We start from the raw sequence: 23,607 nt of genomic DNA, 5'->3' as shown, positions 1-23,607 counted from the left end.
CTCAATCCTTCTTCATTATTTTTTCAACTTCTTCTGCGGCCTGTGAAAATAGATCTGACAGCTCATCCAGCTCGGCATATGAAATCGTGAACGGCGGGGCGATGATGACGGCGTCTCCTTCTCCGCTGTCAATACCAGGCTTTGCAGGGTAAATAAGCAGGCCCCGTTTTTTTGCCGCTTTAATGATTTTTTCGGTGAAGGCCTGTTTTTTCGAAAAAACGTCCTTCGTCGTTTTATCCTTAACGAATTCAACCCCGATCAGGAGGCCTTTACCGCGGACATCCCCAATCACCCCGCTGCGCTCTTTGATTTCTTCTAATTTCCGCTTCAGCATTACGCCTTTCTCCTCTGACTGCCGAAGCAGCTCGTGTTTCTTAACATAGCGAAGCACTTCAAGCGCCGCTCTTGCACAGTATGGGTTGGCACTGTACGTATGTCCGCTCATAATGACCCCGGAGCCCCGCTTGATCGTTTCAATGATGTCATCAGACGCAACGGCTGCCGCTATCGGAGCGTAACCGGCGCCTAACCCTTTTCCGAGCACCGCGATATCAGGTGCGATCCCCCAATGCTCAGAAGCAAGCATCCGCCCTGTTCTCCCGAGCCCCGTCATGACTTCATCCGCGATAAACAAAATACCGTGCCGGCGGCAGACATCCTCAAGCGCTTCATAATAACCTGCCGGCGGAGTGATGGCCGCCCCGGCTGCTCCGACAATCGGTTCTGCGACAAATCCCGCGATAAATGAGGAACCGATCCGCTGAACAGCCGTTTCCAGTTCAGCCGCCGCAGCTTTCACAAATTCCTCTCCCTGCAGCTCTGAACGATACATATTAGGCGCTGAAACGGCAGGAAACCGTTCGAGCAACTGGGTGAAGCGGTATCTCCGTTCGTAGAACCCCGATAATGAAAGCGCTCCCAAAGTAATGCCGTGGTAACTGCCCCATCTTGATAGAAAGACGGATTTTTGGTATTGCCCTTTTTCCTGCCAATATTGAACGGCCATTTTCATCGCTGTTTCGACTGCCTCTGAGCCGCTGTTTACAAAAAATGACCAATTCAGCCCGCCCGGCAGATGATCCGCCAGAAATAAAGCCAGTTCTTCTGCCGGAGTACTGGTGAATTGCGAGCGATACACAAACGAAACAGAGTCAAGCTGCTCTTTTAAAGCTTGTATAATATCCTCCGTGCCGTGGCCGATATTGCAAGTGACCGCCCCCGATGCTCCGTCAAGATACTTGTTCCCCTCCTGATCATACACATATGATCCCTTTCCATGACTGACTGACGGATAATTTGCGTCAAGCTCCGGTTTGATTAAATAGCTCCCCATATCTTTCCACCTCGAAAACCCATTTGCTTCATTGTATGAACAGATGAATAACCGCATTCTTATCCTTCAGAAAGTTTTTTGCAGAAAATACCTTTCTGTAAAACAGGCTGCCGGAGATGTCCCGACAGCCTGAAGAGCGTTCTGGAAATTCTATTCCTATTGTTGATTTTATTCTTTGCTCAGCTCATCATCACATCATTTTTGATCTGAATCAGTATAAGCAGAAGGCGGAAAATTCCCGTCTTCTTTACCGTATGGGAATCAATATTTCACACAAATGATGATTCACCTTTTGTAAAGTATACCTTTCGATAATGGGCTGCTCTCTGATTGATAAATTATTTTTTTCGATCTCAGAAAAAACAGTGTTCCAAAATCCACTGACTGCCTCTTACGATTCGGATGATCTTGCGGAATTCCTAAAATGACAGAATGATCAAGCAGACCATTCAATTGCGCCCAGTTTTTAAATGACTCCATCAGTTCTTTGTTTTGCTTTCCGCCATACTCTCCGACGTTTCGGAAATAAGCAATTCTTGATTCAAGTAATTCTTCAATCGTTATGTTCACATTTTCGCCCCCTTCTCCAGAAAGGTAATATGTATTAAAATGTTTTTCAAGCTGATTTTTCAGCATGGAAATAACAAAAAGCCTGCAGAAAGTGATGTTCTCTGCAGGCTGATTTTTATTATAGGATTTTTTTCAGTCTAACAAATAAAAGCCGCACCGACGATGATTAATAAAATAAACAATACCACGATCAGCACAAAAGTGCTGGTTCCGCCTCCGCAGCCGCCGTGCCCGTAACCATAGCCAAAACTGCCGCAACCGTAGCCATATCCGTATCCGTACATACACAAATCATCCTTTCTTCTTACGATATACGGCATTGTATGCGGGCCAACTCCCAATTGGTTTATGCGAATGCCCAACTATGTAAGAAAATAATGAAAAATTGTATGCACGCGCCGAAATCTTTTGAAGCCGAGTTTTTCATAAAAGCGGTTTACACCGTCCATCCCGGACGTCACAAGGTATACGGTTTCCATGCCGTTCAGCTTTGCCGCCGCCATCAGCTCATTCATCAATATCGATCCGTAGCCTTTTCGTTGGAATTGATCCAGAATTGCGACTTCTTCTATTTTTGCGGTTTTATCTGCTTTGTTGATGAAAAGCTCTCCGCAGCCGATCGGAATCGTTTGCGAGGCGTCGCTGTAGCACACGACAAGCATAACCGTTCCGTCCTTATACAAAGGATATTTCCGCTCAAGCTTTTGTTCGGCCGCCGCCTCGCCAATGTAAAGGGCATCATAGATGTTCATAATAGACGACCCGTCGGCGAGGCTTTTTTCCGTCCCCCAAGCAGTGAGCGGGTGTCCGGCCTGCAGGTCCCCATTTTCCAGTTTCCTTGCAAAAAACAGCTCATCTTCCACTACGCAGCCCTGCTTTACGAGAGTTTGTTTCAGAAGAAGCGGAAACGCGTGCTCCGGAGACGCTTTCACATGAATATAATTGGCTTGAAGCATGCCCGGAACGGACGAAAAAAACGACAGCAGTTTGTCTAACGGAAATGTACGGTGCAGCTGAACAAAGTTATGCGAAAAAATCTGCGGCAAAAAAGGGTCCGTATATACACTGAAATGCTCGAACCTCTGAATGCCGGAAGTAAGCTCTATATACTGCTTCTCGGTTTTATCAAATTGATCGGTCATAAAAGCTCTCCTTTTCCTTACACATCCAACTGCATCCCTCAACCTTTTGTTATATTGAGATTTCTCATAATTTCATCGTACACCGGATAGAACGGCATTCCAATTGGTAATTGTTTAATTTGCTGAAAGGAAATGGGTATCGCCTTCTGATTCGCAAAAAAGCGTTTCGCTACGTCATGACTGATCGGATGGAGAACCCCTCTCAAATAAACATAAAATTCCCGTTCAATGCGAAACAGCATTCTCCCGGGCAGATGTTGAATACAGCCCGATGTCTCCCAGCTGATCGGCGGACCGTCCGGAAGCGATTGTATTTCGGCCCGTTCTAAAGCCGGGATGTCATGCCGTTTAAATCGGTAAAAGCGAAATGCGCTATGATCAACCAGCCTTTTCTCCCCGTCTTCTATAAAATAAACATGAAACTGATCCCTGACGAGCTGAAAATTCGGAATACTGACGGAGTTCTCTTCCTCATATTGAAATAAAAACGGATCCGGAATGACGACGGTTCGGCCTTCATATAACGTATGCCAGCGCTCGTTTACAGGCTTCCTTTTATTTCGGTCAAGCTGATATACTTTCTGATCCGTCCCCTTTACAAAGGATCCGTCGATCAGGACAGACGGAAGCGATTGATACGTGTTCTGAAATGAGTGGGGTGTTTTATAGGTCGTATCCAACACTTCTTTTATCGGCAGAAATGATGTAAATGTGTTGAGCCTGCTCCAAAAAACAGAGTCTCCGTGATTCCAATGCATAACATCTTCGTCCCAAAAGCTGCCGAACTTCTCTTTCACACGCTCAAGCAATGATCTCCGGTGCATCACTGAACAGTGATCAACGAGAAAAGCGGCCTGATCAAGCACCTCTTCAGCAAAACGATAGAAGTGGAATTGTTCTGTTCCGCGCCCGTTTACATGTATCACCTTCTGGCTGGAATAGACGGCATCAAACTCGCTGTATTGATTAAGCGCTTCCGCCATGCGGCTGAGCCTATCCGGATGAAATACGGTGTCGTCTGTCAAATAAGTGATGTATTCGCCTTTAGCCCGTGAAAGCGCATCATTAATCAAAACGGCATACCGGGTCGACTTCAGGCGTTCGGCAGGATTGATAAAACTGTTGTCATAATATATGCGAGGATCTTTTATATACGTACTGATGGCAGCCGAGGTTTCTTCATTTGAATGATCATCCATCACAAACAGCTCCCAATTGCTGTGGGTTTGATGCAAAACACTTTCAATCGCCTGTTTCACAAGATCCGGTTTGTTGTAACTCGTTAAGATAATTGAGATCTTCTTTTCCATCCCATCACCCCTTCTGTAAAACATAAAAAACGGCTCCGAAAGAGACAGAGCCTGATATCCGTTATTAAAAAGCACCCCAGCTGACGATGCTTGAAATCGCGACGTTTGATCTCGTATTATTGAGCGGATTTTGAAAAACGGCCAAATCTGACAGCACTTCTTTGACAATTACGTTTTGCAGTGTGCTGCCGTTAATCAGATTGACGCGTGATACAGGGACCCCAAGCTCTTTTGCCATTACAAGCTGACGCCGCAAATCTGAATGATCTCCGGACGGCTGACGGGATAACAAAAGAAGAAGAAGCAGTACGAGCTGAAATTCCTCCTCAAAACCCCCGTGTTTTACAGTTTCTTCTGAATCCAAAGTATTCCTCTCCTTCATTTTTTAATCTATACAACGTATGTCATACTCTTACAAACCGCATAGGCAAACAAAGCCTGATTCGAAAATTCAGCTGTTTGATTAAATATTGAAAAAAACACAAGCAAAACGGCATTCGACTTATACCAATCTCTTCAATCAGGAATATGAATAAACGTGAGGTTGAAATTGTTAAAGGAGGTGTATGTCCGCATGAGCGAGGATCGTTTGGAGCTTAAAAAGGAGTTATTGAAAACTCTTTTAGCCCCTGTATTTGACAACAGCGCTTTATCTGGCGGTACAGATGGAGGAGATAACGTGAAAAACAGCGTAAAAGAATTATTGGAAGCGGCAATTGATGCAAAAGTAGATGAAGCAGCGGTGAAAGACAGTCTCAGCGCACAATCTGTATTGGGAAGCGGTATTTCATTAGCTGCGAGATGGATTTTTGCAAGAATTCAGCCCGGCACTGTCATCAGCATTGTGATGGATTCAGGAGACATGATCGGCCCGGTTCAATTTGTTGCCTTTGACGAAATTCACGGAATCGTTTTTGTTACGCAGGAAAATTCCGTTACACCGGCAGGCTCTGCTACAACATTGCTTGACGTCGACAAAGTTGAAAGTGTCACGTTCACTTCGTAACAGCATATGAACGTTTTATATATCCGTTCAGGATATAAAGGCATATACACGTATTTTGACCGCTGGATTGAGGAAGGCTTTTTACAGTCTTCCGTCCGCTTTTTTTCTGTTTCTGAGTTTGAGGAAGATACCATCCGCAGTATACGGGCATTCAAACCAGACATCAGTCTGATGATGACGGGAGACCGTATTCCGTCTGAATGGCTTCAATGGCTGAAGACAGAACAGATTCCCGTTTATCTATGGATGACGGAGGATCCTTTTTATTTCGATGTGAGCATGACAATCGCCCCGCTTGCCGATGCCGTTTTAACGATAGAACAAAACGCGCTTGATGCTTACCGGCAAATGGGCTTACAGCACGTATATTATGTCCCGATCCCCGTTAATCAGCGGCTTTTTAAGAAACAACCTGCTGAAGCTTCTCTTCACACAAATCTGCTTCTGATCGGATACCCGTACCCGAACCGCGTTGAACTGGTGAAAGCAGCGGCGAAGCTTCCGTATACGCTTCGTATCATCGGGAAGGGATGGCGCAGACATCTGCCTAAAAAAATCGCCAGGCAGCAAAATGTGCTCGTAATGGATGAATGGATTGCACCCGAACGTGCCGCATTATATTACAACAGCGCAGACGTGGTCTTAAACCCTCACCGTTCTTATCGGTTTGCGCTCAATCAGAACGGACGCGGCATCGAAAATATCAGTTTAAATACGAGAAGCTTAGACATTGCGGCTTGTCAGGCCTTTCAGCTGACAGACCTTTCTCCCGCGCCCCCGTTTTCATCCTTTGTTTCTTACAGCGGGCTTGCGGATTTTGCGGATAAGATCCATTTTTATATGACAAACCCGGGTGAACGTAAACAAACCGCGGCGCTTAATTATCAAGAGACAGTCCCGGCGTACACGTATGACCAGATTCCGGCTGTGCTTGCGGCTATCCGTTCCAAGACTTTCTCATGAAACGCTCTTCACATCAAAAAGCAGCTTGGATAAGCTGCTTTTTTCATGTTTATTTTCCGCTTCTGTCAGTCAGTTTTCTCGGGTCAACCTGTTTATTGACCTGCGGGTGAAAGCCGATTTTATCAACGATTCTTTCCCATGGCACCATTTTAAAATTTTGATTGGCCTTTTGGCCGTGATCTATATTTTCTCCGTCCTGTGCGACAAAAAGGCCGAACGGATATTCAGGTCCCAGCCCGAAACCCAGAACGTCAATTCCGTCTGTATCGCTTGTGCCGTCTGTCTCAGGCCCGTCTGTTATCTGAAAGTCCGCAACATATTTGTTCTGTCCCTGTCTTTCATAAATCGCGTAGCTGCTGTTACCCTGGCTTGATGCAAGCAAATAACCTTTCCCGTCAGCAGCGTAGTAAATCGTCAGTCCTTCAATATCAGGGGTTAAATGCCTGCCGTCGGCACGATCGATAACCGTTCCGTTACTGCCGCCGTCCGGCTCAGCGCTGAACTTCCAGATGGCCTCATCTTCTTCTGCGATATAAAGACTGCCGTATTCGTCGTCTGTTGCCATCCCTTCTGTCTGAGAATTCATTTTAAACGCCCTTACCTTTTTGCCGGATATGTATCCATTTTTATCAGCATTTAATTCGTATTGTTCAAATTCGCCTTCTTTCCCTGTCACCATCGCGTAATATTTTCCTGTTTTTTGACTGTGGTACAAGCTGAAACCGTATACTTCATCAATTGCTGATGCAATCGGGCGGTCTGGATCCGTAATGCTTTGTAATGTGCCGTTTTTTCCGTCGATGGCGTAAATCTCAATGGTATTCTTTCCTTCAGACCGATTGGATGCCGCCGCAATATCAACTTTTTTTCCGTTCAACGGAAAATCATAGCGGATATCAACATTGTTCAGCTTCCCGGTAGGATAGGAATGAAGCATCTTTCCCTCTAGGCTGTACACGACTAAGCCTGATTTTTTATTGGTTGTGATCAATTTGCTGTTCTGAGGATTCTTGGGATCCAGCCAAATCGCAGGATCATCAGCTGCATCACCTGCTGTATCAACCGGCTCCGTTTCCGCCGCCGCATTCACGGTAAAATGATAAGGATCAGACAGCTTATGCTTGGCCTGGGAAGAAACCGCACCGCATGTGAGCATCAATCCGGCTGCCGCGGTTAACAAAAGTGTTTTTGAATGATTCATTTTCCTTCCTCCTTTTATGAAAGTGTACTTTAATTGTAAAATACATACAGGAAGTTCAGTGTTAAGTTTTTGTGAAGATTGTCCGCATGTGAGAATTTATGAAGAGAAAGAATTGACATGAGCAAATATTTAGAATGAACATTTAGTACAATGTTTTATTTGTGATTTCTATTCTATTAATCGGGTAAAGCGATATGAAAGCGCATCAGATTAATGTTTTTCTCTAATTTTTGATTTATTGGTTTCTTTCATTAACTCGCTGAAATTGTTCAACATATGATGCATGGTAGAGAAACGAGAGTTGGAGGATAAGCCATGCCTAAACAGCAAGCAGTAGAGCTACAACCGTTTTTTCACGATAAAACTGTTCTCGTCACAGGCGGGACAGGATCAATCGGAAGCCAAATAGTAAAACGCCTTTTGCTCTTAACGCCTAAAGAAGTCATTGTGTTCAGCAAAGATGACAGTAAACAATATGTGATGAAACAAAAATACGCGGATGAACAAAGACTGTCATTTGTGCTCGGCGATGTTCGTGACTACAGAAGAGTCAACCAAGTGATGAAAGGTGTTGATATTGTCTTTCACACAGCTGCGCTGAAGCAGGTTCCGACATGTGAGGATAATCCCTTTGAAGCCATTCAAACCAACCTTATCGGCGGACAAAATGTCGCAGAAGCCGCCTTGCTGCAAGAGGTGACGCATGTGATTAATATCAGTACCGATAAAGCCGTTTATTAAGATACTTACTACAAACAAATCAAAAAAAGAAGCTTACTCTGCACTCCTTTCCAAAGCAGCCTCCAATAAATGCTGAGCAAATTGTTTATAAAATTCATCTAAGTCATTACTGGCTTCATCCTGATCTATATAGCGGATACTGTAATTATCTTTATGGACAACCTTTATTGTTTTCTTCTTTAATTCCTCATAACGTTGGTAAGGTTCCAAAACTACACCCCCGCTTTCACAGGAGTATTATATGTATGTAATGGTTCGTCTCTTGACTGTTCTTTCTTTATCAAAGCCTCGCAAGCTTGTTCAAATGTACGGTTAACTTTTTTCTTTATCCAGCGTTCAGTACCGATCTCTTCGCATATGAATACGGGAATGCTGGTTTTATTCAAGGTGCCCAGTAATTCAAAAATGTGTTCTTGGCATGTGCCTTCTCTGCACCTGAGTCAACAATCGTCAAATAAATCTTGGGGCAGAATTAAGCCACCGCGAATGAGGTAAGGTTTGAAGACATTATTTCTGTTCAATATGCCGCTTCAGTTTTTTCAGCGGTATTCCTAGGAATTACAGAATATGTACTAAATACTTTCAAACTTTGAGATGTTTGTTTTTGGAGGTGAAGATTCATTTAATTTTTTATACCAAATACGAATTTTTTGTCCTTTGCTCAAGTCATCTTTATTGTTAAGTTGACTAAGTCCCAGTAATACTATATCCGATCTATACTTCTCAATAATCTCTTTTTCACTAAGATTTTTAAAGTCTTTAGCATCAGCTTTTTCATTAGGTATGAGAATTGCTTGGTTCTCTCTTTTTAAAATGACATAGCCGACCATAGTTTGCTCAGCCTCCATAAAATGTTTGTTATGTTGGTTTTGACACCCTAATGTTATACATAACAAAATTAACAGCATTATAAACACTCTATACAAGTTCAAACCGCCCTTCTTGCATATTTGTAACAAGAATAAATCACTGTTTTAGGAAATGACAGACTAAAACGCCTCATGTTTATGAATTTAGACAAATTCCCCCTAGACAAATGGAACATGGCGAGGTCTTCACCATTATAGAACCGCACAATTGCATCATGAAATATTCAATTGGCTGATCAACCACATCACCTTCTTTAAGCGATCTAATGTTTATATAAGATCCTATAAGTCTATACAGCCTTTCCGCTTAATCATTTTGCTTATCTATAAGCAGTTTACATTAACTAAGGATATGTACAGTTTTTCAGACATGTTCAGCTTGTCCTTGAAATGCCGGATTGCTTTATCTTGTTCTTGACGTAAAATGTTTATCATTTAATCATGCTGACTTAATATAATGTTTAAGTGTTTTTATATGGGGGAATATGTGTAAGGAGGCGGTTTATTTGAAAAACGATCAGAAAATAACACTTGACTCTTCTTTTGCGTTATCCACTCTTATTGTCTTACTTATTGCATTGTACCCATCCTATTCTTCTTGGTTTGTCACAATATTCTTTTTAGGATTTGCACTGATATACACATTTGAAAAAAAGAGCAAATCTTCAAAACTAATTGCTGTTATCTCTTATCCATTATTTATTGTTGCGTTTGTTTACAGCATAATAAACAGCATGTCATGATCCACTCTAAATTTGTTCTTAAAATTACGATTTTAAGTTAAGTTTAAACTGCATTATGTTGAGAATATCACCTTTAATTGGTAAGCTGACATCTAAGGTCATACTTATACAAAGCAGGTGATATATTGAATAAAATAATCGGAATGACCGGATTAATTATCTCCTTACTTGTGCAAGGGTTTTCAGCAAGTGATTCATTGACTCATAAGATCGCCATGGCTTGTCTATTTTTGTTCCTATTGGTTTATAATTTCAACCATACTAAGGAGTTCTCTAAAAAGTCTCTGGCGATTATAGGCGCTTCCTTTATTGTGCTAATGCTTGGAATTTATCAATTGCTCTTTTTTACCGATGATTACTTTGAAAGTCGCGGTTTAAATTTTGGATTTATCCTCTTACTTGAAATTGTTTTAGTTATTGGATTAGTGACTGCTGCGCTGAATTTAATTAAGCATATTGCAGACCGCTTAAGGAAAACACCTGATGGTAAAGAGCGTTGACTCTTTGCCTTTTTTTAGCTAACCATTTCTTTTTATGCCGTCTTTCTATGTACAAAATCAAACGCAATATCGATTTTTGCCGGCTCTCTTCTATCAAATGATGAATTGACTCCAGACATTCCATCTTAATGGACTCTTCTTCATTTTTCACCAGAATTTCTCGATCAATTACCTTTTTGACAATTTACAAAAGATCCAGTCGCATTGCTCTCTTTGATAAGAGCTCTACATTTCTAATAGCAAGATTGAACATTGTTTGTTAATACACTCGGTCCCAACTTTTGCGTCTTAGAATTTGAAAGGCGTACTTGCACTTTAACATTTGTCATTTCAGCCGATATGGAATCAATCCTTCCAGCCCAATTAGGGCTCTCTTCCTCGGGAGTTGGATATAGTTTAAATCGCCAACTGATCTCCCCTGTTTTGGCGGCAAATCCTTCATAACCGTCGTAGCTTCCATAAGAAGATGGCTGAGGAAGGTGGACAGCAAGAATACTCATATTCGTTCTTGAAGCACTTGGCGGGTATAACTGCACTTTATAGATTAGTGCCGCACCCTTCGCATTTTTCAGTTTTTGATTTACCGGTTCGAGTACTGCACTACAAGGCATTGGACTTGCTTTCATTTGAGTTGGAGAGGCAATAACAGCAGCCAATAACGGTATAACCAAGATAAATCGTTTTATCTACATTCCCTCACATTTTTTTGTTAATTTTCCTTACTCCCGCCTTGAATATTCATCACTTTTGAATGGTTAGCTTCATTAAAAGGTGAAAAAGGCAGTACTGGAGCTACTGGCGCTGCCGGTAAAGATGGAAAATCAGCATATGAATTAGCCGTTCAACAAGTTTTCTCAGGAACATTAGATGAATGGCTTGCCTCACTAAAAGCAACAGCAAACTGATCACGTACCCTTCTCTAACGAGGAGGGTATTTTTTTCGTTTTTTCAAATTAGAAAATCCCAAAATCTCTACATCCTTTTACAATTTTTTCAATGACTATGTTATGATTATCCCCAAAGGATTTTTGAAATTTTCAGAAAGAGGGGTTTGGATGAGCAAGATCGCTTCAGAAGTTGTTGCTACTACACTGAATGATTGGTACATTGCTATAAAGAAACAAAAGGTACATGAGTCAATAAAATATTACTCAGAGATTAAAAGCCTGTTCGATGATATGGAAGAGGATCAAGAAGTTCTTGCATATTACAGTTTATTAGAAGAAAGACACAAAATGTTGCTACACTCTTCACGCGGAGAGCCTTTACAAAAGCACACTTATTTCACTGAAGAGAATGAAAATTTCATAAAAAGAACGAACGATAAATTGGAATATAACTTTTATTTATTCGAAGCAATGTACGAGGCATACAACAAAAATTATGATCGAGCAATTAACTTATATGGATTAGCGGAGAAAAAGCTTGCAGAAATTCCGGATGAAATTGAAGCAGCTGAATTCTACTCCAAGGTCTCCTACTTATACACTCTTGTTAAACAAAGCATTGTGGCACAACACTACATCAAGAATGCAATTGCAATATATAAGCGACACCCTGATTATAAATGCAAACTGGCAACTTCAACAATGATTGCGGCTGCAAACTATTCCGATATGAAACGGTTTGAAGAGTCAGAAACATATTATTTAGAAGCAATAGACATTGCACAAGAAACACAGGATGAATATTTGGAAGCTCAGTTATATCACAACCTTAGTATCGTGTATTCTGATTGGGACAAACCTGATAAGTGCATTAAATCTCTCGAAAAAGCTATTGAAAATGAATCTTGGATGAATTCAAATTATTATATAAATTCTTTATTCATGATGATTAAGGAACTATTTAAAATTGACGAAAAAATGAAAGCCATTAATTTTTACAATAAAGCACAGGAAAGACTCATATTAATGGAGAATAAGATATACGAAGCCAAAATTAGCATCCTATTCAACCTATATTGCGGTGAATTAAAAAACAACTTCAATAATTGCATCCGTTATATTGAGTTTTTAAAACAACAAAATGACCTTGAAAGTGTAGATGAATTGTCCTACATAGCTGCAAAAAGGTTTGAATCAATAGGTGCTTTTGAAGAAGCAACAAGCTTTTTCAATGAAAAAATTTGGGCTGAACAGAAAATGAATCAGGTGGAGGGAATCTTATGAAAAAAATTGTGCTTTGCGTATCTATTTTAACTGTAATTTTAAGTGGGGTAGCTTTAACGCAATTGAGTACAGATTCACCATCTAACATCCAGGTAGCTGAAAGGCCAGTCGGAGGTTAAAAATTAATTTAGCCCTACTCATATGAGTGGGCTTTTTATTTTATGATTTGTGATCACCTGTCAAACCTGCTCTATGCAAAGCTGTGCCTCCAGGTGTATAAGAAACAGCTCGTAAGATCGCTTTTGATCCGTATTTATTTCTTATCCCCTCCATAACAAAATTATGGAAGCATGGGCTGGAAAAGGGTAAGGAATTATCAGAACAACTGGAGTAAGCGATTCAAAAGCATAAGGGCGCAGATATCTATGATAAGGTAAAGGCTCAGACATATGCTAGTAGTAAAACAGATAAGCCTTATTCAGTTGCTGCAACCAAAAAAGTACAAATAAATAGTATTGCTCTAAACTTGTGTGGCAATCATACAAAAATTCAAAAGGAACGGACCTAGACAGTAATGGAGGCGCACTTGTCACATCTGGATATTAACCGCTCATCAAATGTCCACTCTGTAAGTACTTCTAAAATTAATCCAACCGAGGATAAAATCTTTTTTATCTATTCAAATCCACTCATCGAGAAAAGCGTACTCATATCCACATTCCAAGGAGAAAAATTCAATAAACGATACTTTAAGGTACCGGATATACCATATATCTAAAAACGTTACATATATTAACAAATCCCGATACACCTGCTTACTTGAGTACGGTCAAGATTTTTCTTTTGAAAAATTCGATTTACAATTTCCATATATGAATGCAAAGTTTAAAGATCAAAAACTTTATGTGATTTCACAAGAGGAAAACAAAAAAGGCATTGGTGGCTATATGGGGATTTTTGATATTCGTACTAAAAAGAAACTTAATGAATTTGATTTACCTGAAGAAGAAACAAAAGTGCAGGACTTTATGGTTTTAGATTAAACATAAAGAATAGGTGCAAAGCAAAAAGCCCCTTCCTGTAGGATAAGGGGCTATAATTTTAAATTAAATAGATGTTTTATAAGCGTTAATTGCTTGATTTCTCAAAAGCATATTATCTTTCGTAACCATTCCGAGATTGTATGCTTGTTTGATGATATCCAACACTTGATTATCAGTTTCAGTTACAGCTCGTCCCCCAGTTATTCTGGACTTCCAGTAATCAAACTGATGACTTAACTCTGAACTGCTTTTAAGGTTTTTATTATCAACTACTTTGCCATTCTCCAGCGCTTCTTTGAATTCAGTAAAACCAATTGAACATTGCTGATTCGAACTAATTCCTGCACCTTCTGTCGCTAAACTGCAAAACGCTAAAAACTTCGGATCTTTCGTGATATTGTAAGAGTTATTTAGACCATCCATAACATTCACCCTCTCTCGAATTTTACAACGTTGCTATAAATGATTTTCATGTTTTTCCCAAGACCTTCAACTTGAATCTCATTTGAAGGAAGTTCGTTCATTGGAATTTCAATGTATTTATCCCATCCTATCACTACCCTGTTTTGCCCAAGTATAGCATCATATTTGTATATGTTCGCTTCACCTTTGTATAACAAATCCCTTCCGTTTGGTATTATTTCACATGTTATTTATCGGTAATTCCAGCGAGATATTCAACTTAAATTCGACCAAATATAATAGATGGAAAAACAGTTTCTTTTCAACCAACAGTATCTTATTTCATTATTTCATACAAAAAAAGCTCTCAAAAAGAGAGCTTAACTTTGCAATACTTCTACTTAATCGTCCCAATCTTCGTCCTCTTCCCAATTTTCTTTTGCTTCTTCAAGCTCTTCCAAGAAAAATTGCAGAAAGTTATCTGCAACCTTGTCACCATAACCGGCTTCATTTGCCCAAACTATTACTGGACATTCGTCGTTTTCCATTTTGTTTGTATCAAGGCAATAAGAGAATTCATCTACATCTTCTATAACGATAATACCGTCACTTAAATTATAATAAGTTCTATATTCCTCAGTAACTGTAACAACCCTTGCAGAAACTTTCCCATGGCCTAGTATATTTACCCCGTAAATTCCACCGGAGCCATATTTATTTAAAAACCACTTATAACTCTCGGGAAGTTTTACATTTAAACGATTTTGTATCTCTTTGATTTTTTCTTCACTTATTCCGCCTGTAAAATCATCATCTTCAGCGTTTTCTTTAATAAATTCTTCAATTTCATGATTAGTCATTGTTACATTTCTCCTTTCTCAAATTGGCTCGCTCTCCATTTCCAATATCTTCGTTGGAAGCTTTTATACTGATTCCGCAACTCCCTGTCATTTCTAAAACTTTCCCCACCTTTTTTCAATCCATGGAGAACTTTTTTATTATTTTGATGAACAGAAGCTGGAATTTCCACCATCGTTCCTGGCTCTTCTTGAATTAAATGATGTAAGTTGATTTTTGTGCCATCATTAGCAAAAGGAGCGTCACCTTTTTTCATAAGTTGTAAATTTGTTTTTCCGCTTTCAGCATCAACTTTGTTTATATCAATATCTTTCAACGTGTATACTCTTCGACTTACATCTTTAGTTTTACCCGAAGCTTTTACCTTCCCTTTAACTTCAAAGGCGCCATACTTCTCTTTATTTAGCCAAGGGAGAGTTAATTCCTTACCTGTAAATGGCTTTCTACTCTCATCTAATTTCTTCGCATTAGTTAATAGTTGATTTTTAAGGTTTTGGCTGTCAACCACATTGTATGGTACGTTATCGGCCAGAGCAAGCTTATACTTAGGATTATACGGAAGCAAATCTGGAATCTTGACGTCCTTAATTCTCTTCCCTGCCTGTCCTGCCTTGTTTATGACCTTCCCCGCCGCATCAGCTTTGTTAACGGCTCCTGCGCCTTTCGTTCCGACGACAGCCACAGCTGCTGAACCAATTGCATATGTCACCCATCTTGATCTGGAGTAAGCATCTCCATTTACCATATCCTTTTGATACGATTCCTCGATTGCTGCTGAAACAGCATCATATGTTTTAACAGGATGAAGTACTGCATTCTCCAGTGCTGACAAGGTTTCCCCCGGATCGGTTATGAAGTCCCATAAACCGGTTACCGTGTCTTTCCCAACATCATATAAACCAACGCCGGCTCCTTTTAAAATATCCCAAGTCACTTCTTCGGCTTCTTCCAGCTGTTTTGCTTGTTCAAGCTGAATGACATGTTGCTGCTGGGAAGGTTCAAGGTTTTCATAGCCGATCTTCTTCGCAATTTCCAAATATTCATCCGGATCGGTCACACCGTCAGCGAGCTTTTTCTTCAGATCCTTGATTTCCCGCTCTTTTGCTTCTTCCTTCTTAAACGTTAAATATGTGTCTGAATGTCTTGCAATCTCGCCTTTTTTCTTATGTATGTCACTTTCCCTGTATGCCTTGGCGTTATAGTGAAGCGGAGTGGCGTTTTTCCCTTTACCCGTTGCATTTTGGAGCTGTTGAAAATCTGCCTGAATGAACTGTTCGTTCGCTTCGGTTTCTGCGTATTCTTTCGTTAGATCATGATCAAGCTTTCCGAGCTTATGTATGGTCTCATCCCGTTTTTTATCTGCTGAATCCAGCTTTTGATCGACATCCTCTGTAGAGAAAACATCAAGATGAACAATATCACTTATCTCATTAAGAATATCCCTCATTTCATTCCGCTGCTCCTGCATGATGGCTTTTGATTGATTCTTCGCATGAATCAACTCATGTTCTAAAAATGACTCTTCCACAAACGAATCGGCCAATCCGGCATCAGATACTTTTCCAGAAATACTGTTAAGAAACGCAATCTTCATATCGATCAGATCAAGCCAGCTGTCCGTGACACCGGCGTGATCTTGAAAGAATGCTTTGATGTTATCAGCACCTTTGCCTGAAAACTCACTGTCGTCTAAGTCAGCCATTCCCTGAAAAGCTTTTCTGAGGTTGATAAATTGTTCTCTAATCTGATCATATTCTTTTGCTCGCTTTTCCGCTGCTGAAATGAACGAGGCTGCTTCGAATACTTTCATTTACGGCTCCTTTCTGCTTAATCTTATCTAAATTTTCTATTCTGAAATATATTTATAATACTCTTGGATTTTCGGCTTTACTGCCCAGTATTTAGTTCCGTTTGATGCCGCCAACATGTCAAACCAAATCTCAAAGTTAGAGTCTAAATATACCGCATCTTCAATATTATCAATTGAATCCAGATGCAACATATACCCCAACCCTTTATTTGATTTGTTTACATCAATAACATACCTGCCATCATAATGATACCCAATTAGGACATATCCCTTAGGGAAGTCTTGAACTTCATTAAATTCAATTATCCCTTCTGTACTAAGAAGCTCAATACCATTAAACATTTCCATTCCATTGTGATTGAATAGGAACTCTTTATAATCATTAGGCAAAGTTACCCCTAACATCTTTTCTAAACTATTAATTTCTTGAGGACTGGCTGGGTCTCTGAATTGAAAAGCAGCATCTTCCATGACATGCCCTCCATGTTGGAGCATAGGAAAAGTTCCGTATTTAGAAACAGCTTCCTTTATCCCATCAAGAGTCATGCGAATTAACTTTCCTTCTTCCAATTAAATTTCCCTCCTCTAAGGTTTAGATCACTAAATTTTACCACACAACTGCATTTGATTGTCTTAAGATGTTAAATACTTAATTTACAATCTTTGGTTTTATATTTATAATTAGGAAGGTTTGTCCATTATAGAGACAGAACAAACAAATTGGGGGAATTACATTGAAGAAATGGCTGTTAGGTATTGGCGCATTATCTCTAATCTTTTCTTTGGCTGCGTGTGGATCTGATTCTGCTTCTACAGATAAAACAGATTCAGATAAAGCTAAAACAACGCAGCAAGATGAAAAGGATGCAAAAGAGACAAAGAAAGACAATCTATCATACGACAAAAGCAATAATGACAAAAATGAAAAAGCCGAAAATGCTTCAAAGAAGGATTCATCGAATAAAAAGCCATCTGACAATAAGAAAAAGCTGGTCGATGTAACACTTAACAGAACAGTTGATGGGAATACGATTAAAGTTAACTATAAAGGCGAAGTCAAAACTGTTCGTTATTTACTTGTTGACACGCCTAAAACTAAGAACCCAAACTCTTGCGTACAACCATATGGTGAGGATGCTTCAGCAAGAAACAAACAGCTGGTTAACAAGGGAAAACTTCAACTGGAGTTTGATAAAGGAGATCGTACAGACAAGTATGGCAGAATGCTGGCTTACGTTTATGCAGATGGCAAATCAGTACAAGAAACACTGCTTAAAGAAGGATTAGCACGAGTAGCTTATGTATATGAACCAAACACGAAGTATTTAGATACGTATAAGAAAGATGAGCAAGCTGCGAAAGATAAAGACTTGAAGATTTGGAGTAAGAATGGATATGCGACTGATAAAGGATTTAATGGCTGCGTAACGAAACCGAAGAAATCAGTAAGTGTATCTAAGCCGGCTCAAAAGTCAGTTACAACACGCCAATCCGAGACACATAAATCGAACTCAAGCGGTTCAGCATCAAGCAGCTCTTCTAACTCTGCACAAGCCTCCCCTTCTGCTGGAGGAACAGAACACTTTGCAAACTGCACAGAGCTGAGAAAGAAATATCCGCATGGCGTACCAAGCACTCACCCTGCTTATACATCTAAGATGGATCGGGATAATGACAACTTTGCATGTGAACGATAAATACAAACTCTAAGAATGCTCTACCTGATTGATATAAAAACGAATAAGTTAGGAAGAATTATTTAAGTGAGGGATATTTATGAAGAAATCTAATTTTTTTAATAACCTTTATTTTGGAATTGGTGGAGAACATTTAGTTATGAGTGACTTTATAATGAGGGGGTTTGAGGCCGTAAAAATAACACCAGATTTCGGTTACGATATCCTAGTTACAAATAAACATAAATTGTTGACCAAACAAACTGAAGAGGAATTACAATTGTATTTACAAGTTAAAACCAGACTTATATATCCAGAGGCCTCTAACACAGATTTAAACATTTTTATTGAAAAGAAAAATTATTCTTACCTACTTTCTGATAAGAATTCCTATCTTGTCATCGTAACTGTTAAAGGAGTATTGGCTAATGACACTTGGTCAGAAGACCCCCTCCAAACTTATGATTTCAACGCAATATCTGATTCTCAGCGCAACTTGGACAGAAGTATATATCAATACTTCATACCGCATAATTTCACATGGCTTAATCATGATGACTTGAAGTACCTAGACAATAATAATTTTATCAGTGAATGTGTTATAAACGGAGTCCAATATTTTAAAATACGCTACGACATCAATAACAGACTATATGATAATAATAATGACTATCATGAATTAAGCGATAGTAGAACCTCTCTATTCAGTATGACGAATATGAATTATTGGACTTACAATAATGTAAGCCTATTTTATTAAGAATAACAATTAACCTTTATAAACCACAGAGCATGAGAGAGAGCTCTGTGGTTTTTCTATAGTGGCTGATTAAACCCCTATGATACATCAATTAGGATTTTATCAAAACTTTTCTTTTAAAGATAACATCATCTCTGTCTCAAATAATACCTGAAGCAGTTCATCTATATTAATTTCGTTCTGCTTGTAATTATTCTTTTCATAAGTACGAATAATTTCTTCATATTCTGATCGATTATCTCCTTTAATGGAGCTAATTCCAAGCTCTTCACCGTATCGGTTAATGAATAGTTGTTTATTCATTTCTTTCGCTTTATCATTTTCATAATTACAAAATGCACCTGACAACTGGACGAGAAAAGTTTCGTCTTCAGAATTTAGGTTATTTTCGTTACACCAGTCTACAAAACGATTTCCAGTCATGTTATCACCTTTAATTTTAGTATTTAAAGAACAAGATAATCTGCAGCAAGGATGATATATTCTACTGCCATGCCAATTGTTTCAGCAACTCCTGCGCCAACTGCACCTTTAATAGCTGGTGGAATTTGTTTTCTTGCCATAGCAGCAACCTCTTTAGGAGCTCCGGTTATATCTTCGAGAACCTTACAAATTTTGTTTGTGTTTTTAATAATCTTGTTTACCGTGGACTTTCCAAACATTGTACCTAAAATGTCTTTTGCCCAAGCATTATTCGCTAGTCCTCTAATAACCTTAATCGCTTCTTTAGCTGCGGCGCTTTTAGCTCCCATAGTACTCATTTGATCTTGTGAGTTACCATTTTCGAGACCTTTTAATTCTTCAGCAGCATTTAAAATGCCTTTTTCTTTAACTGGTGGGACTGAGTATTCTTTAGCTAGTTTTTGAAGCTCGGTAGGATTATAAGTAAATTGCACGTCCTGTTTGGAAACACTTGCTTTTTGCACTTCTGAGGCCGAAGCTCCAACAGTAGGGATGGCTATAACGGCTGCAAGCAACATCAAAAGAATTTTAGCAAATAGACTTTTCAATTTGAACTCTCCTTTATCCCTAATTTTATTGTTCAACACATTGACCACAATACCATAAAATACTAATATTTTTCCTGTTTTTATAATATTAGTTTAAAAAAGGTAAGGAATTCCTGCATTTGAAACTGTTCAGAAATCACTACGGTGATCAAATATTCATTCACAATTTAAGATATTTTTACTATATAAAAAAGACTGTTCTCAAAAACAGTCTTAGATGTTTTTAGAATTAACGTATCCGTTAATTTCCTTAATTCTTATTCTGATTTTTAAACGCCAAGTGCTCAATTCCTTGATCCTTAAAAACTTGACGGATGTAGGGAGGCGAATAATTATATTTCCGGCCAATTTCTTTTAGGCTCATTTTTTTGTTGAAATGCAGATCGTATAGCAGATCAAAGTCTTTTGCTCTCCTCCTCTTTGACAATTCAGAGTAAGAAAGCTTGTCCACTTTTTTTGCCTTAAATAGATTCAGAATACCCCAGTCTGGGATATTAAGTTCCTTTGGTATTTCCCCCATCGTTTTAAGTTCTTTGTTTATGGATAAAACCATTATTTTATTTAGTGTTCAAGTTATAGTTGCTCATAAGCGCTGCCATATGAGGATTAAATGAACAAAATAAAAACCCTGTTAATTACAGTCGGCGTTTAATTAAAAAATGAATACGATTAGAATAGATCAATATTCAAACAATACAATCCTTACAATATATTACGTTATTTTCGTATTCAATGTCAGACAGCATATTGTATGAATACTTCTGTTTTTACAGCAAATACAATAAAGAGGAGGTGCTGATTTTTGGAGTTAAAAAACATCGTTCATTCTTACAACATTACAAATATTTTGGGTTATCTTAGACGCTCTCGTCAGGATATGGAGCGAGAAAAAAGAACAGGCGAAGATACGCTAACAGAACAAAAAGAACTCATGAATAAAATACTGAAGTCGATTGAAATCCCCTATGAATTAAAAATGGAAATCGGGTCAGGAGAAAGCATTGAGGGCCGCCCTGTTTTTAAAGAATGTCTTAAAGACCTCGAGGAAGGCAAGTACCAGGCAATTGCTGTTAAAGAAATAACAAGACTCAGCCGCGGGAGCTACAGTGATGCGGGACAAATTGTTAACCTTCTTCAAAGCAAGCGATTGATTATCATTACACCATATAAAGTTTATGACCCTCGAAATCCTGCAGACATGCGTCAGATTCGTTTTGAATTGTTTATGGCCAGAGAAGAATTTGAAATGACCAGAGAGCGTATGACAGGCGCTAAATACACATATGCGGCACAAGGGAAATGGATTTCCGGACTAGCGCCTTATGGATACCGGTTAAACAAAAAAACATCCAAACTAGTCCCAGTCGAAGAAAAAGCAAAAGTCGTTCAATTCATCTTTAACATCTTTTTAAATGGGTTGAATGGAAAAGATTATAGTTATACAGCGATTGCTTCTCACTTAACAAAATTACAAATACCGACTCCATCAGGAAAAAAGCGCTGGAATCAATACACAATTAAAGCAATTCTGCAAAACGAAGCGTATATCGGAACTGTTAAATATAAGGTTAGGGAAAAAACAAAAGACGGTAAACGAACAATTAGACCTGAAAAGGAACAAATTGTAGTATCGGATGCACATGCTCCTATAATAGATCAAGAACAATTTCAACAATCACAAGATAAAATTGCAAACAAAGTCCCCCTGCTGCCTAATAAAAATGCATTGGAATTAAGTGAATTGGCAGGCGTATGCACTTGTTCTAAGTGCGGTGAACCATTATCTAAATACGAAACTAGGAGAACGCGAGAAAACAAAAACGGCACGGAAAGTGTGTATCACGTTAAATCACTCACTTGCAAAAAGAATAAATGCACTTATGTAAGATATAACGATGTTGAAAATGCCATTTTGGATTACCTCTCTTCTTTAAGCAACTTAGATAATAAGACTTTAACAAAACATATCACTTCAATGATTTCTAAATACGAAGACGTAAATAGTAATGTGAAAACAAAAAAGCAAATGTCTGAACATCTTTCACAAAAAGAACAAGAGTTAAAAAACAAAGAGAATTTTATCTTCGAGAAATATGAGAGCGGCATTTACACTGATGAACTTTTTTTGAAAAGAAAAGCTGTTTTAGATGAAGAATTTAAAGAACTCCAGATTGCCAAGCATGAGCTCAAAGGAACTCAAGAAGCGCAATCAGAAATAGACAGTAATACAGTCAGAAACAACATAAATAAGATAATTGATCAATATCACATTGAATCAAGCACAGAAAAAAAGAACGCGCTATTAAGAATGGTCTTCAAAGAAGTTATCGTTACGATGACACAAAAAAGAAAAGGGCCAATTCCGGCTCAGTTTGAAATTACCCCTATCCTGAGGTTTAATTTTTCGTTTTCGACCTCACCGTCACTGATAGTCCCTCAAAATGCAGTAAATATCTTAAAAAACCGATAAAGCCGTTTCCCCGGTAAACACAATGGGAGCTACGAAGCTGTTGTCCGAAAAGCTGTTTCATCAGGCAAATCATCATGTTCAAAACCGCGGTACGGTGTTTTGTTCGGTCCGCTTCGGCAATGTGCTAGGTTCACGCGGTTCTGTTATTCCTATTTTATTTGAGCAATTGATGGCAGGCGGTCCGCTCACCATTACGGATAAAAACATGACGAGGTTTTTTATGTCGATTGATGATGCCGCAACACTCACCCTGCAATCTGCGGCGATCACAAAGGGCGGAGAAACGTTTATTTTTAAAATGGAGTCCCTGAGGCTCGAAGAACTGCTTCACGGGTTTGAGGAATATGCGTCCCGGCACGGGCTGCCGCGCCCCGCCGCTGTTGAAGTGGGAAAACGCCCCGGTGAGAAGCTTCATGAAGAACTGACCTCTCCTCATGAGACGGAATCTTTATATGAATGGGGCAATCTTTACGCGATATTGCCCGACCCCGCCAAACATCCGGAATTTCGGAAGGTCAATCTCCCCAGATATCAATCCGATCAGGCGCCGCTCATCACAAAAGACACAATCGTAAAGATTATTGAACGATTACATGAAGAAAAAAAAACATAGAAAAAAGGCCTGTCTGATAGGCAGGCCTCATTGCTGAGCTCTATTTTTCAAATAAGTGCAGACAGGCTTCATAGCCCTCTTCCTTCAGCTTGTCTTTCGGAATAAACCGGAGTGCCGCAGAGTTAATGCAATAACGGAGACCGCTTGGCCCCGGACCGTCATTAAATACGTGGCCTAAGTGGGAATCCGCTGTTTTGCTTCTCACTTCCGTCCGGATCATCCCGTGGCTTGTGTCCAGTTTTTCGTCAACCTCTTCTTCCTCAATCGGTTTTGTAAAACTGGGCCAGCCGCAATGAGAATCGAATTTATCCAGAGAAGTAAACAAGGGCTTTCCCGATACGATATCAACATACAGCCCCTCTTCTTTGTGATCCCAGAATTCATTTTGAAACGGCGGCTCCGTTCCGTTATTTTGTGTGACTTCATATTGCATGCGGTTTAATGATTTGATTTTTTCTTCTTTATTAAAAGCCATC

At 39.4% G+C, this 23,607-nt stretch carries 25 protein-coding genes and 6 pseudogenes; 13 read left to right on the top strand and 18 right to left on the bottom strand.

The features are described 5' to 3' along the window. Nucleotide 1: 1 nt before the first annotated feature. The 6 genes and pseudogenes from AC1RRX_RS12430 to cgeC form a co-directional block, all read right to left on the bottom strand. Nucleotides 2-1,333, bottom strand: coding sequence for an aspartate aminotransferase family protein (locus tag AC1RRX_RS12430; RefSeq protein ID WP_085342092.1), 1,332 nt, complete (start codon nucleotides 1,331-1,333; stop codon nucleotides 2-4). Nucleotides 1,334-1,580: 247 nt separating this feature from the next. After that, nucleotides 1,581-1,903: pseudogene (locus AC1RRX_RS12425) on the bottom strand (GyrI-like domain-containing protein). 137 nt (nucleotides 1,904-2,040) lie between these two features. Beyond that, entirely contained in the window at nucleotides 2,041-2,187 is a 147-nt protein-coding gene (locus AC1RRX_RS12420; protein WP_014418145.1) for a YjcZ family sporulation protein, read from the bottom strand. A 78-nt stretch (nucleotides 2,188-2,265) separates the two neighbouring features. After that, nucleotides 2,266-3,045 (bottom strand): GNAT family N-acetyltransferase, encoded by a 780-nt coding sequence (locus tag AC1RRX_RS12415; RefSeq protein ID WP_144464432.1) that lies wholly within the window; start codon nucleotides 3,043-3,045, stop codon nucleotides 2,266-2,268. A 38-nt stretch (nucleotides 3,046-3,083) separates the two neighbouring features. After that, complete coding sequence (locus AC1RRX_RS12410; RefSeq protein WP_144464434.1) at nucleotides 3,084-4,355, bottom strand: glycosyltransferase family 2 protein; 1,272 nt, start codon at nucleotides 4,353-4,355, stop codon at nucleotides 3,084-3,086. A 64-nt stretch (nucleotides 4,356-4,419) separates the two neighbouring features. After that, nucleotides 4,420-4,719 carry a spore maturation protein CgeC gene (gene cgeC, locus AC1RRX_RS12405; RefSeq protein ID WP_007407929.1) on the bottom strand — a complete coding sequence of 100 codons (300 nt, stop codon included), beginning with the start codon at nucleotides 4,717-4,719 and terminating at the stop codon, nucleotides 4,420-4,422. Between the two features lie 210 nt (nucleotides 4,720-4,929). On the opposite strand from cgeC, the gene AC1RRX_RS12400 reads away from it, so the two are divergent. Continuing rightward, the gene (locus AC1RRX_RS12400) at nucleotides 4,930-5,361 is read left to right on the top strand and encodes a hypothetical protein (RefSeq protein WP_144464436.1); all 432 of its coding nucleotides are present in this window, start codon (nucleotides 4,930-4,932) and stop codon (nucleotides 5,359-5,361) included. 6 nt (nucleotides 5,362-5,367) lie between these two features. After that, on the top strand, nucleotides 5,368-6,324 hold the full coding sequence (locus tag AC1RRX_RS12395) for a CgeB family protein (RefSeq protein WP_007407927.1): 957 nt from the start codon (nucleotides 5,368-5,370) through the stop codon (nucleotides 6,322-6,324). 49 nt (nucleotides 6,325-6,373) lie between these two features. On the opposite strand, the gene phyC is transcribed toward AC1RRX_RS12395, so the two are convergent. Continuing rightward, on the bottom strand, nucleotides 6,374-7,525 hold the full coding sequence (gene phyC / locus AC1RRX_RS12390; RefSeq protein ID WP_144464438.1) for a 3-phytase: 1,152 nt from the start codon (nucleotides 7,523-7,525) through the stop codon (nucleotides 6,374-6,376). Between the two features lie 315 nt (nucleotides 7,526-7,840). On the opposite strand from phyC, the gene AC1RRX_RS12385 reads away from it, so the two are divergent. Next, nucleotides 7,841-8,266: an SDR family NAD(P)-dependent oxidoreductase gene (locus AC1RRX_RS12385; protein ID WP_003153663.1), complete on the top strand. Its 426-nt coding sequence runs from the start codon at nucleotides 7,841-7,843 to the stop codon at nucleotides 8,264-8,266. 33 nt (nucleotides 8,267-8,299) lie between these two features. On the opposite strand, the gene sprB is transcribed toward AC1RRX_RS12385, so the two are convergent. Then, nucleotides 8,300-8,476 (bottom strand): recombination directionality factor SprB, encoded by a 177-nt coding sequence (gene sprB, locus AC1RRX_RS12380; protein ID WP_007612049.1) that lies wholly within the window; start codon nucleotides 8,474-8,476, stop codon nucleotides 8,300-8,302. 362 nt (nucleotides 8,477-8,838) lie between these two features. Then, the gene (locus AC1RRX_RS12375) at nucleotides 8,839-9,174 is read right to left on the bottom strand and encodes a DUF3221 domain-containing protein (RefSeq protein WP_237436942.1); all 336 of its coding nucleotides are present in this window, start codon (nucleotides 9,172-9,174) and stop codon (nucleotides 8,839-8,841) included. Nucleotides 9,175-9,641: 467 nt separating this feature from the next. Here AC1RRX_RS12375 and AC1RRX_RS12370 point away from each other — a divergent pair, with 467 nt between their 5' ends. Together AC1RRX_RS12370 and AC1RRX_RS12365 are read left to right on the top strand one after the other, a co-directional pair. Then, a complete protein-coding gene (locus AC1RRX_RS12370; protein WP_007407922.1) occupies nucleotides 9,642-9,878 on the top strand; it encodes a hypothetical protein in 237 nt (78 codons plus the stop codon). A 125-nt stretch (nucleotides 9,879-10,003) separates the two neighbouring features. Beyond that, nucleotides 10,004-10,378: a YoqO family protein gene (locus tag AC1RRX_RS12365; RefSeq protein WP_007407921.1), complete on the top strand. Its 375-nt coding sequence runs from the start codon at nucleotides 10,004-10,006 to the stop codon at nucleotides 10,376-10,378. A 233-nt stretch (nucleotides 10,379-10,611) separates the two neighbouring features. On the opposite strand, the gene AC1RRX_RS12360 is transcribed toward AC1RRX_RS12365, so the two are convergent. Further along, nucleotides 10,612-11,064, bottom strand: coding sequence for a YoqH family protein (locus tag AC1RRX_RS12360; protein ID WP_144464440.1), 453 nt, complete (start codon nucleotides 11,062-11,064; stop codon nucleotides 10,612-10,614). A 369-nt stretch (nucleotides 11,065-11,433) separates the two neighbouring features. Between AC1RRX_RS12360 and AC1RRX_RS12355 the strand changes: the two genes are divergently transcribed. Further along, nucleotides 11,434-12,549, top strand: coding sequence for a Rap family tetratricopeptide repeat protein (locus AC1RRX_RS12355; RefSeq protein ID WP_085342093.1), 1,116 nt, complete (start codon nucleotides 11,434-11,436; stop codon nucleotides 12,547-12,549). Continuing rightward, nucleotides 12,546-12,668: a phosphatase RapK inhibitor PhrK gene (gene phrK, locus AC1RRX_RS12350; RefSeq protein ID WP_016936664.1), complete on the top strand. Its 123-nt coding sequence runs from the start codon at nucleotides 12,546-12,548 to the stop codon at nucleotides 12,666-12,668. Before AC1RRX_RS12355 ends, phrK begins: the two co-directional genes overlap by 4 nt. 40 nt (nucleotides 12,669-12,708) lie before the next feature. Here the strand turns inward: phrK and AC1RRX_RS12345 are convergent. Continuing rightward, nucleotides 12,709-12,828: pseudogene (locus tag AC1RRX_RS12345) on the bottom strand (DNA polymerase); the annotation flags it as partial. A gap of 533 nt (nucleotides 12,829-13,361) precedes the next feature. Here AC1RRX_RS12345 and AC1RRX_RS12340 point away from each other — a divergent pair. Continuing rightward, on the top strand, nucleotides 13,362-13,532 hold the full coding sequence (locus AC1RRX_RS12340) for a hypothetical protein (RefSeq protein WP_014305239.1): 171 nt from the start codon (nucleotides 13,362-13,364) through the stop codon (nucleotides 13,530-13,532). A gap of 63 nt (nucleotides 13,533-13,595) precedes the next feature. Here the strand turns inward: AC1RRX_RS12340 and AC1RRX_RS12335 are convergent, their stop codons facing one another. From AC1RRX_RS12335 to AC1RRX_RS12320, 4 genes are all read right to left on the bottom strand, one after another. Next, the gene (locus AC1RRX_RS12335) at nucleotides 13,596-13,955 is read right to left on the bottom strand and encodes a hypothetical protein (RefSeq protein WP_144464442.1); all 360 of its coding nucleotides are present in this window, start codon (nucleotides 13,953-13,955) and stop codon (nucleotides 13,596-13,598) included. A 380-nt stretch (nucleotides 13,956-14,335) separates the two neighbouring features. Continuing rightward, complete coding sequence (locus AC1RRX_RS12330) at nucleotides 14,336-14,794, bottom strand: SMI1/KNR4 family protein (RefSeq protein WP_144464444.1); 459 nt, start codon at nucleotides 14,792-14,794, stop codon at nucleotides 14,336-14,338. A gap of 2 nt (nucleotides 14,795-14,796) precedes the next feature. After that, nucleotides 14,797-16,602 carry a T7SS effector LXG polymorphic toxin gene (locus AC1RRX_RS12325; RefSeq protein WP_144464446.1) on the bottom strand — a complete coding sequence of 602 codons (1,806 nt, stop codon included), beginning with the start codon at nucleotides 16,600-16,602 and terminating at the stop codon, nucleotides 14,797-14,799. A 36-nt stretch (nucleotides 16,603-16,638) separates the two neighbouring features. Next, nucleotides 16,639-17,073, bottom strand: a complete 435-nt coding sequence (locus AC1RRX_RS12320; RefSeq protein WP_144464528.1) for an SMI1/KNR4 family protein — start codon at nucleotides 17,071-17,073, stop codon at nucleotides 16,639-16,641. Nucleotides 17,074-17,579: 506 nt separating this feature from the next. On the opposite strand from AC1RRX_RS12320, the pseudogene AC1RRX_RS12315 reads away from it, so the two are divergent. The 3 genes and pseudogenes from AC1RRX_RS12315 to AC1RRX_RS12305 all read left to right on the top strand — a co-directional run. Beyond that, nucleotides 17,580-18,029 (top strand): annotated as a pseudogene (locus AC1RRX_RS12315) (thermonuclease family protein); the annotation flags it as partial. 168 nt (nucleotides 18,030-18,197) lie between these two features. Continuing rightward, nucleotides 18,198-18,299, top strand: a pseudogene (locus AC1RRX_RS12310) (excalibur calcium-binding domain-containing protein); the annotation flags it as partial. Between the two features lie 79 nt (nucleotides 18,300-18,378). Beyond that, complete coding sequence (locus AC1RRX_RS12305; RefSeq protein WP_095353037.1) at nucleotides 18,379-19,038, top strand: hypothetical protein; 660 nt, start codon at nucleotides 18,379-18,381, stop codon at nucleotides 19,036-19,038. Between the two features lie 102 nt (nucleotides 19,039-19,140). Here AC1RRX_RS12305 and AC1RRX_RS12300 read toward each other — a convergent pair whose 3' ends face one another. After that, nucleotides 19,141-19,461: a hypothetical protein gene (locus AC1RRX_RS12300; RefSeq protein WP_095353036.1), complete on the bottom strand. Its 321-nt coding sequence runs from the start codon at nucleotides 19,459-19,461 to the stop codon at nucleotides 19,141-19,143. 23 nt (nucleotides 19,462-19,484) lie between these two features. Continuing rightward, complete coding sequence (locus tag AC1RRX_RS12295; RefSeq protein ID WP_064505233.1) at nucleotides 19,485-20,048, bottom strand: YqxI family protein; 564 nt, start codon at nucleotides 20,046-20,048, stop codon at nucleotides 19,485-19,487. Between the two features lie 802 nt (nucleotides 20,049-20,850). Here AC1RRX_RS12295 and sprA point away from each other — a divergent pair. Next, nucleotides 20,851-22,535: pseudogene (sprA, locus tag AC1RRX_RS12290) on the top strand (serine-type integrase SprA). Then, nucleotides 22,511-23,131: pseudogene (locus tag AC1RRX_RS12285) on the top strand (polysaccharide biosynthesis protein); the annotation flags it as partial. The pseudogenes sprA and AC1RRX_RS12285, both read left to right, overlap by 25 nt. Before the next feature lie 40 nt (nucleotides 23,132-23,171). Here the strand turns inward: AC1RRX_RS12285 and msrB are convergent. Beyond that, on the bottom strand, nucleotides 23,172-23,606 hold the full coding sequence (gene msrB, locus AC1RRX_RS12280; protein ID WP_007409536.1) for a peptide-methionine (R)-S-oxide reductase MsrB: 435 nt from the start codon (nucleotides 23,604-23,606) through the stop codon (nucleotides 23,172-23,174). Between the last annotated feature and the right edge of the window lies 1 nt (nucleotide 23,607).

This window comes from Bacillus sp. GW821-FHT11D08 (assembly GCF_058808515.1).
The sequence above is the reverse complement of the archived record's forward strand: the minus strand, read 5'-3'. Positions and strand labels throughout refer to the sequence as shown.

Bases quoted from the DNA above. Each gene is read 5' to 3' on its own strand.
- AC1RRX_RS12430 (WP_085342092.1), bottom strand. From the start codon at position 1,333: ATGGGGAGCTATTTAATCAAACCGGAGCTTGACGCAAATTATCCGTCA.
- AC1RRX_RS12420 (WP_014418145.1), bottom strand. From the start codon at position 2,187: ATGTACGGATACGGATATGGCTACGGTTGCGGCAGTTTTGGCTATGGT.
- AC1RRX_RS12415 (WP_144464432.1), bottom strand. From the start codon at position 3,045: ATGACCGATCAATTTGATAAAACCGAGAAGCAGTATATAGAGCTTACT.
- AC1RRX_RS12410 (WP_144464434.1), bottom strand. From the start codon at position 4,355: ATGGAAAAGAAGATCTCAATTATCTTAACGAGTTACAACAAACCGGAT.
- AC1RRX_RS12400 (WP_144464436.1), top strand. From the start codon at position 4,930: ATGAGCGAGGATCGTTTGGAGCTTAAAAAGGAGTTATTGAAAACTCTT.
- AC1RRX_RS12395 (WP_007407927.1), top strand. From the start codon at position 5,368: ATGAACGTTTTATATATCCGTTCAGGATATAAAGGCATATACACGTAT.
- phyC (WP_144464438.1), bottom strand. From the start codon at position 7,525: ATGAATCATTCAAAAACACTTTTGTTAACCGCGGCAGCCGGATTGATG.
- AC1RRX_RS12385 (WP_003153663.1), top strand. From the start codon at position 7,841: ATGCCTAAACAGCAAGCAGTAGAGCTACAACCGTTTTTTCACGATAAA.
- AC1RRX_RS12375 (WP_237436942.1), bottom strand. From the start codon at position 9,174: ATGCTGTTAATTTTGTTATGTATAACATTAGGGTGTCAAAACCAACAT.
- AC1RRX_RS12355 (WP_085342093.1), top strand. From the start codon at position 11,434: ATGAGCAAGATCGCTTCAGAAGTTGTTGCTACTACACTGAATGATTGG.
- phrK (WP_016936664.1), top strand. From the start codon at position 12,546: ATGAAAAAAATTGTGCTTTGCGTATCTATTTTAACTGTAATTTTAAGT.
- AC1RRX_RS12340 (WP_014305239.1), top strand. From the start codon at position 13,362: ATGAATGCAAAGTTTAAAGATCAAAAACTTTATGTGATTTCACAAGAG.
- AC1RRX_RS12335 (WP_144464442.1), bottom strand. From the start codon at position 13,955: ATGGATGGTCTAAATAACTCTTACAATATCACGAAAGATCCGAAGTTT.
- AC1RRX_RS12330 (WP_144464444.1), bottom strand. From the start codon at position 14,794: ATGACTAATCATGAAATTGAAGAATTTATTAAAGAAAACGCTGAAGAT.
- AC1RRX_RS12325 (WP_144464446.1), bottom strand. From the start codon at position 16,602: ATGAAAGTATTCGAAGCAGCCTCGTTCATTTCAGCAGCGGAAAAGCGA.
- AC1RRX_RS12320 (WP_144464528.1), bottom strand. From the start codon at position 17,073: ATGGAAGATGCTGCTTTTCAATTCAGAGACCCAGCCAGTCCTCAAGAA.
- AC1RRX_RS12305 (WP_095353037.1), top strand. From the start codon at position 18,379: ATGAAGAAATCTAATTTTTTTAATAACCTTTATTTTGGAATTGGTGGA.
- AC1RRX_RS12300 (WP_095353036.1), bottom strand. From the start codon at position 19,461: ATGACTGGAAATCGTTTTGTAGACTGGTGTAACGAAAATAACCTAAAT.
- msrB (WP_007409536.1), bottom strand. From the start codon at position 23,606: ATGGCTTTTAATAAAGAAGAAAAAATCAAATCATTAAACCGCATGCAA.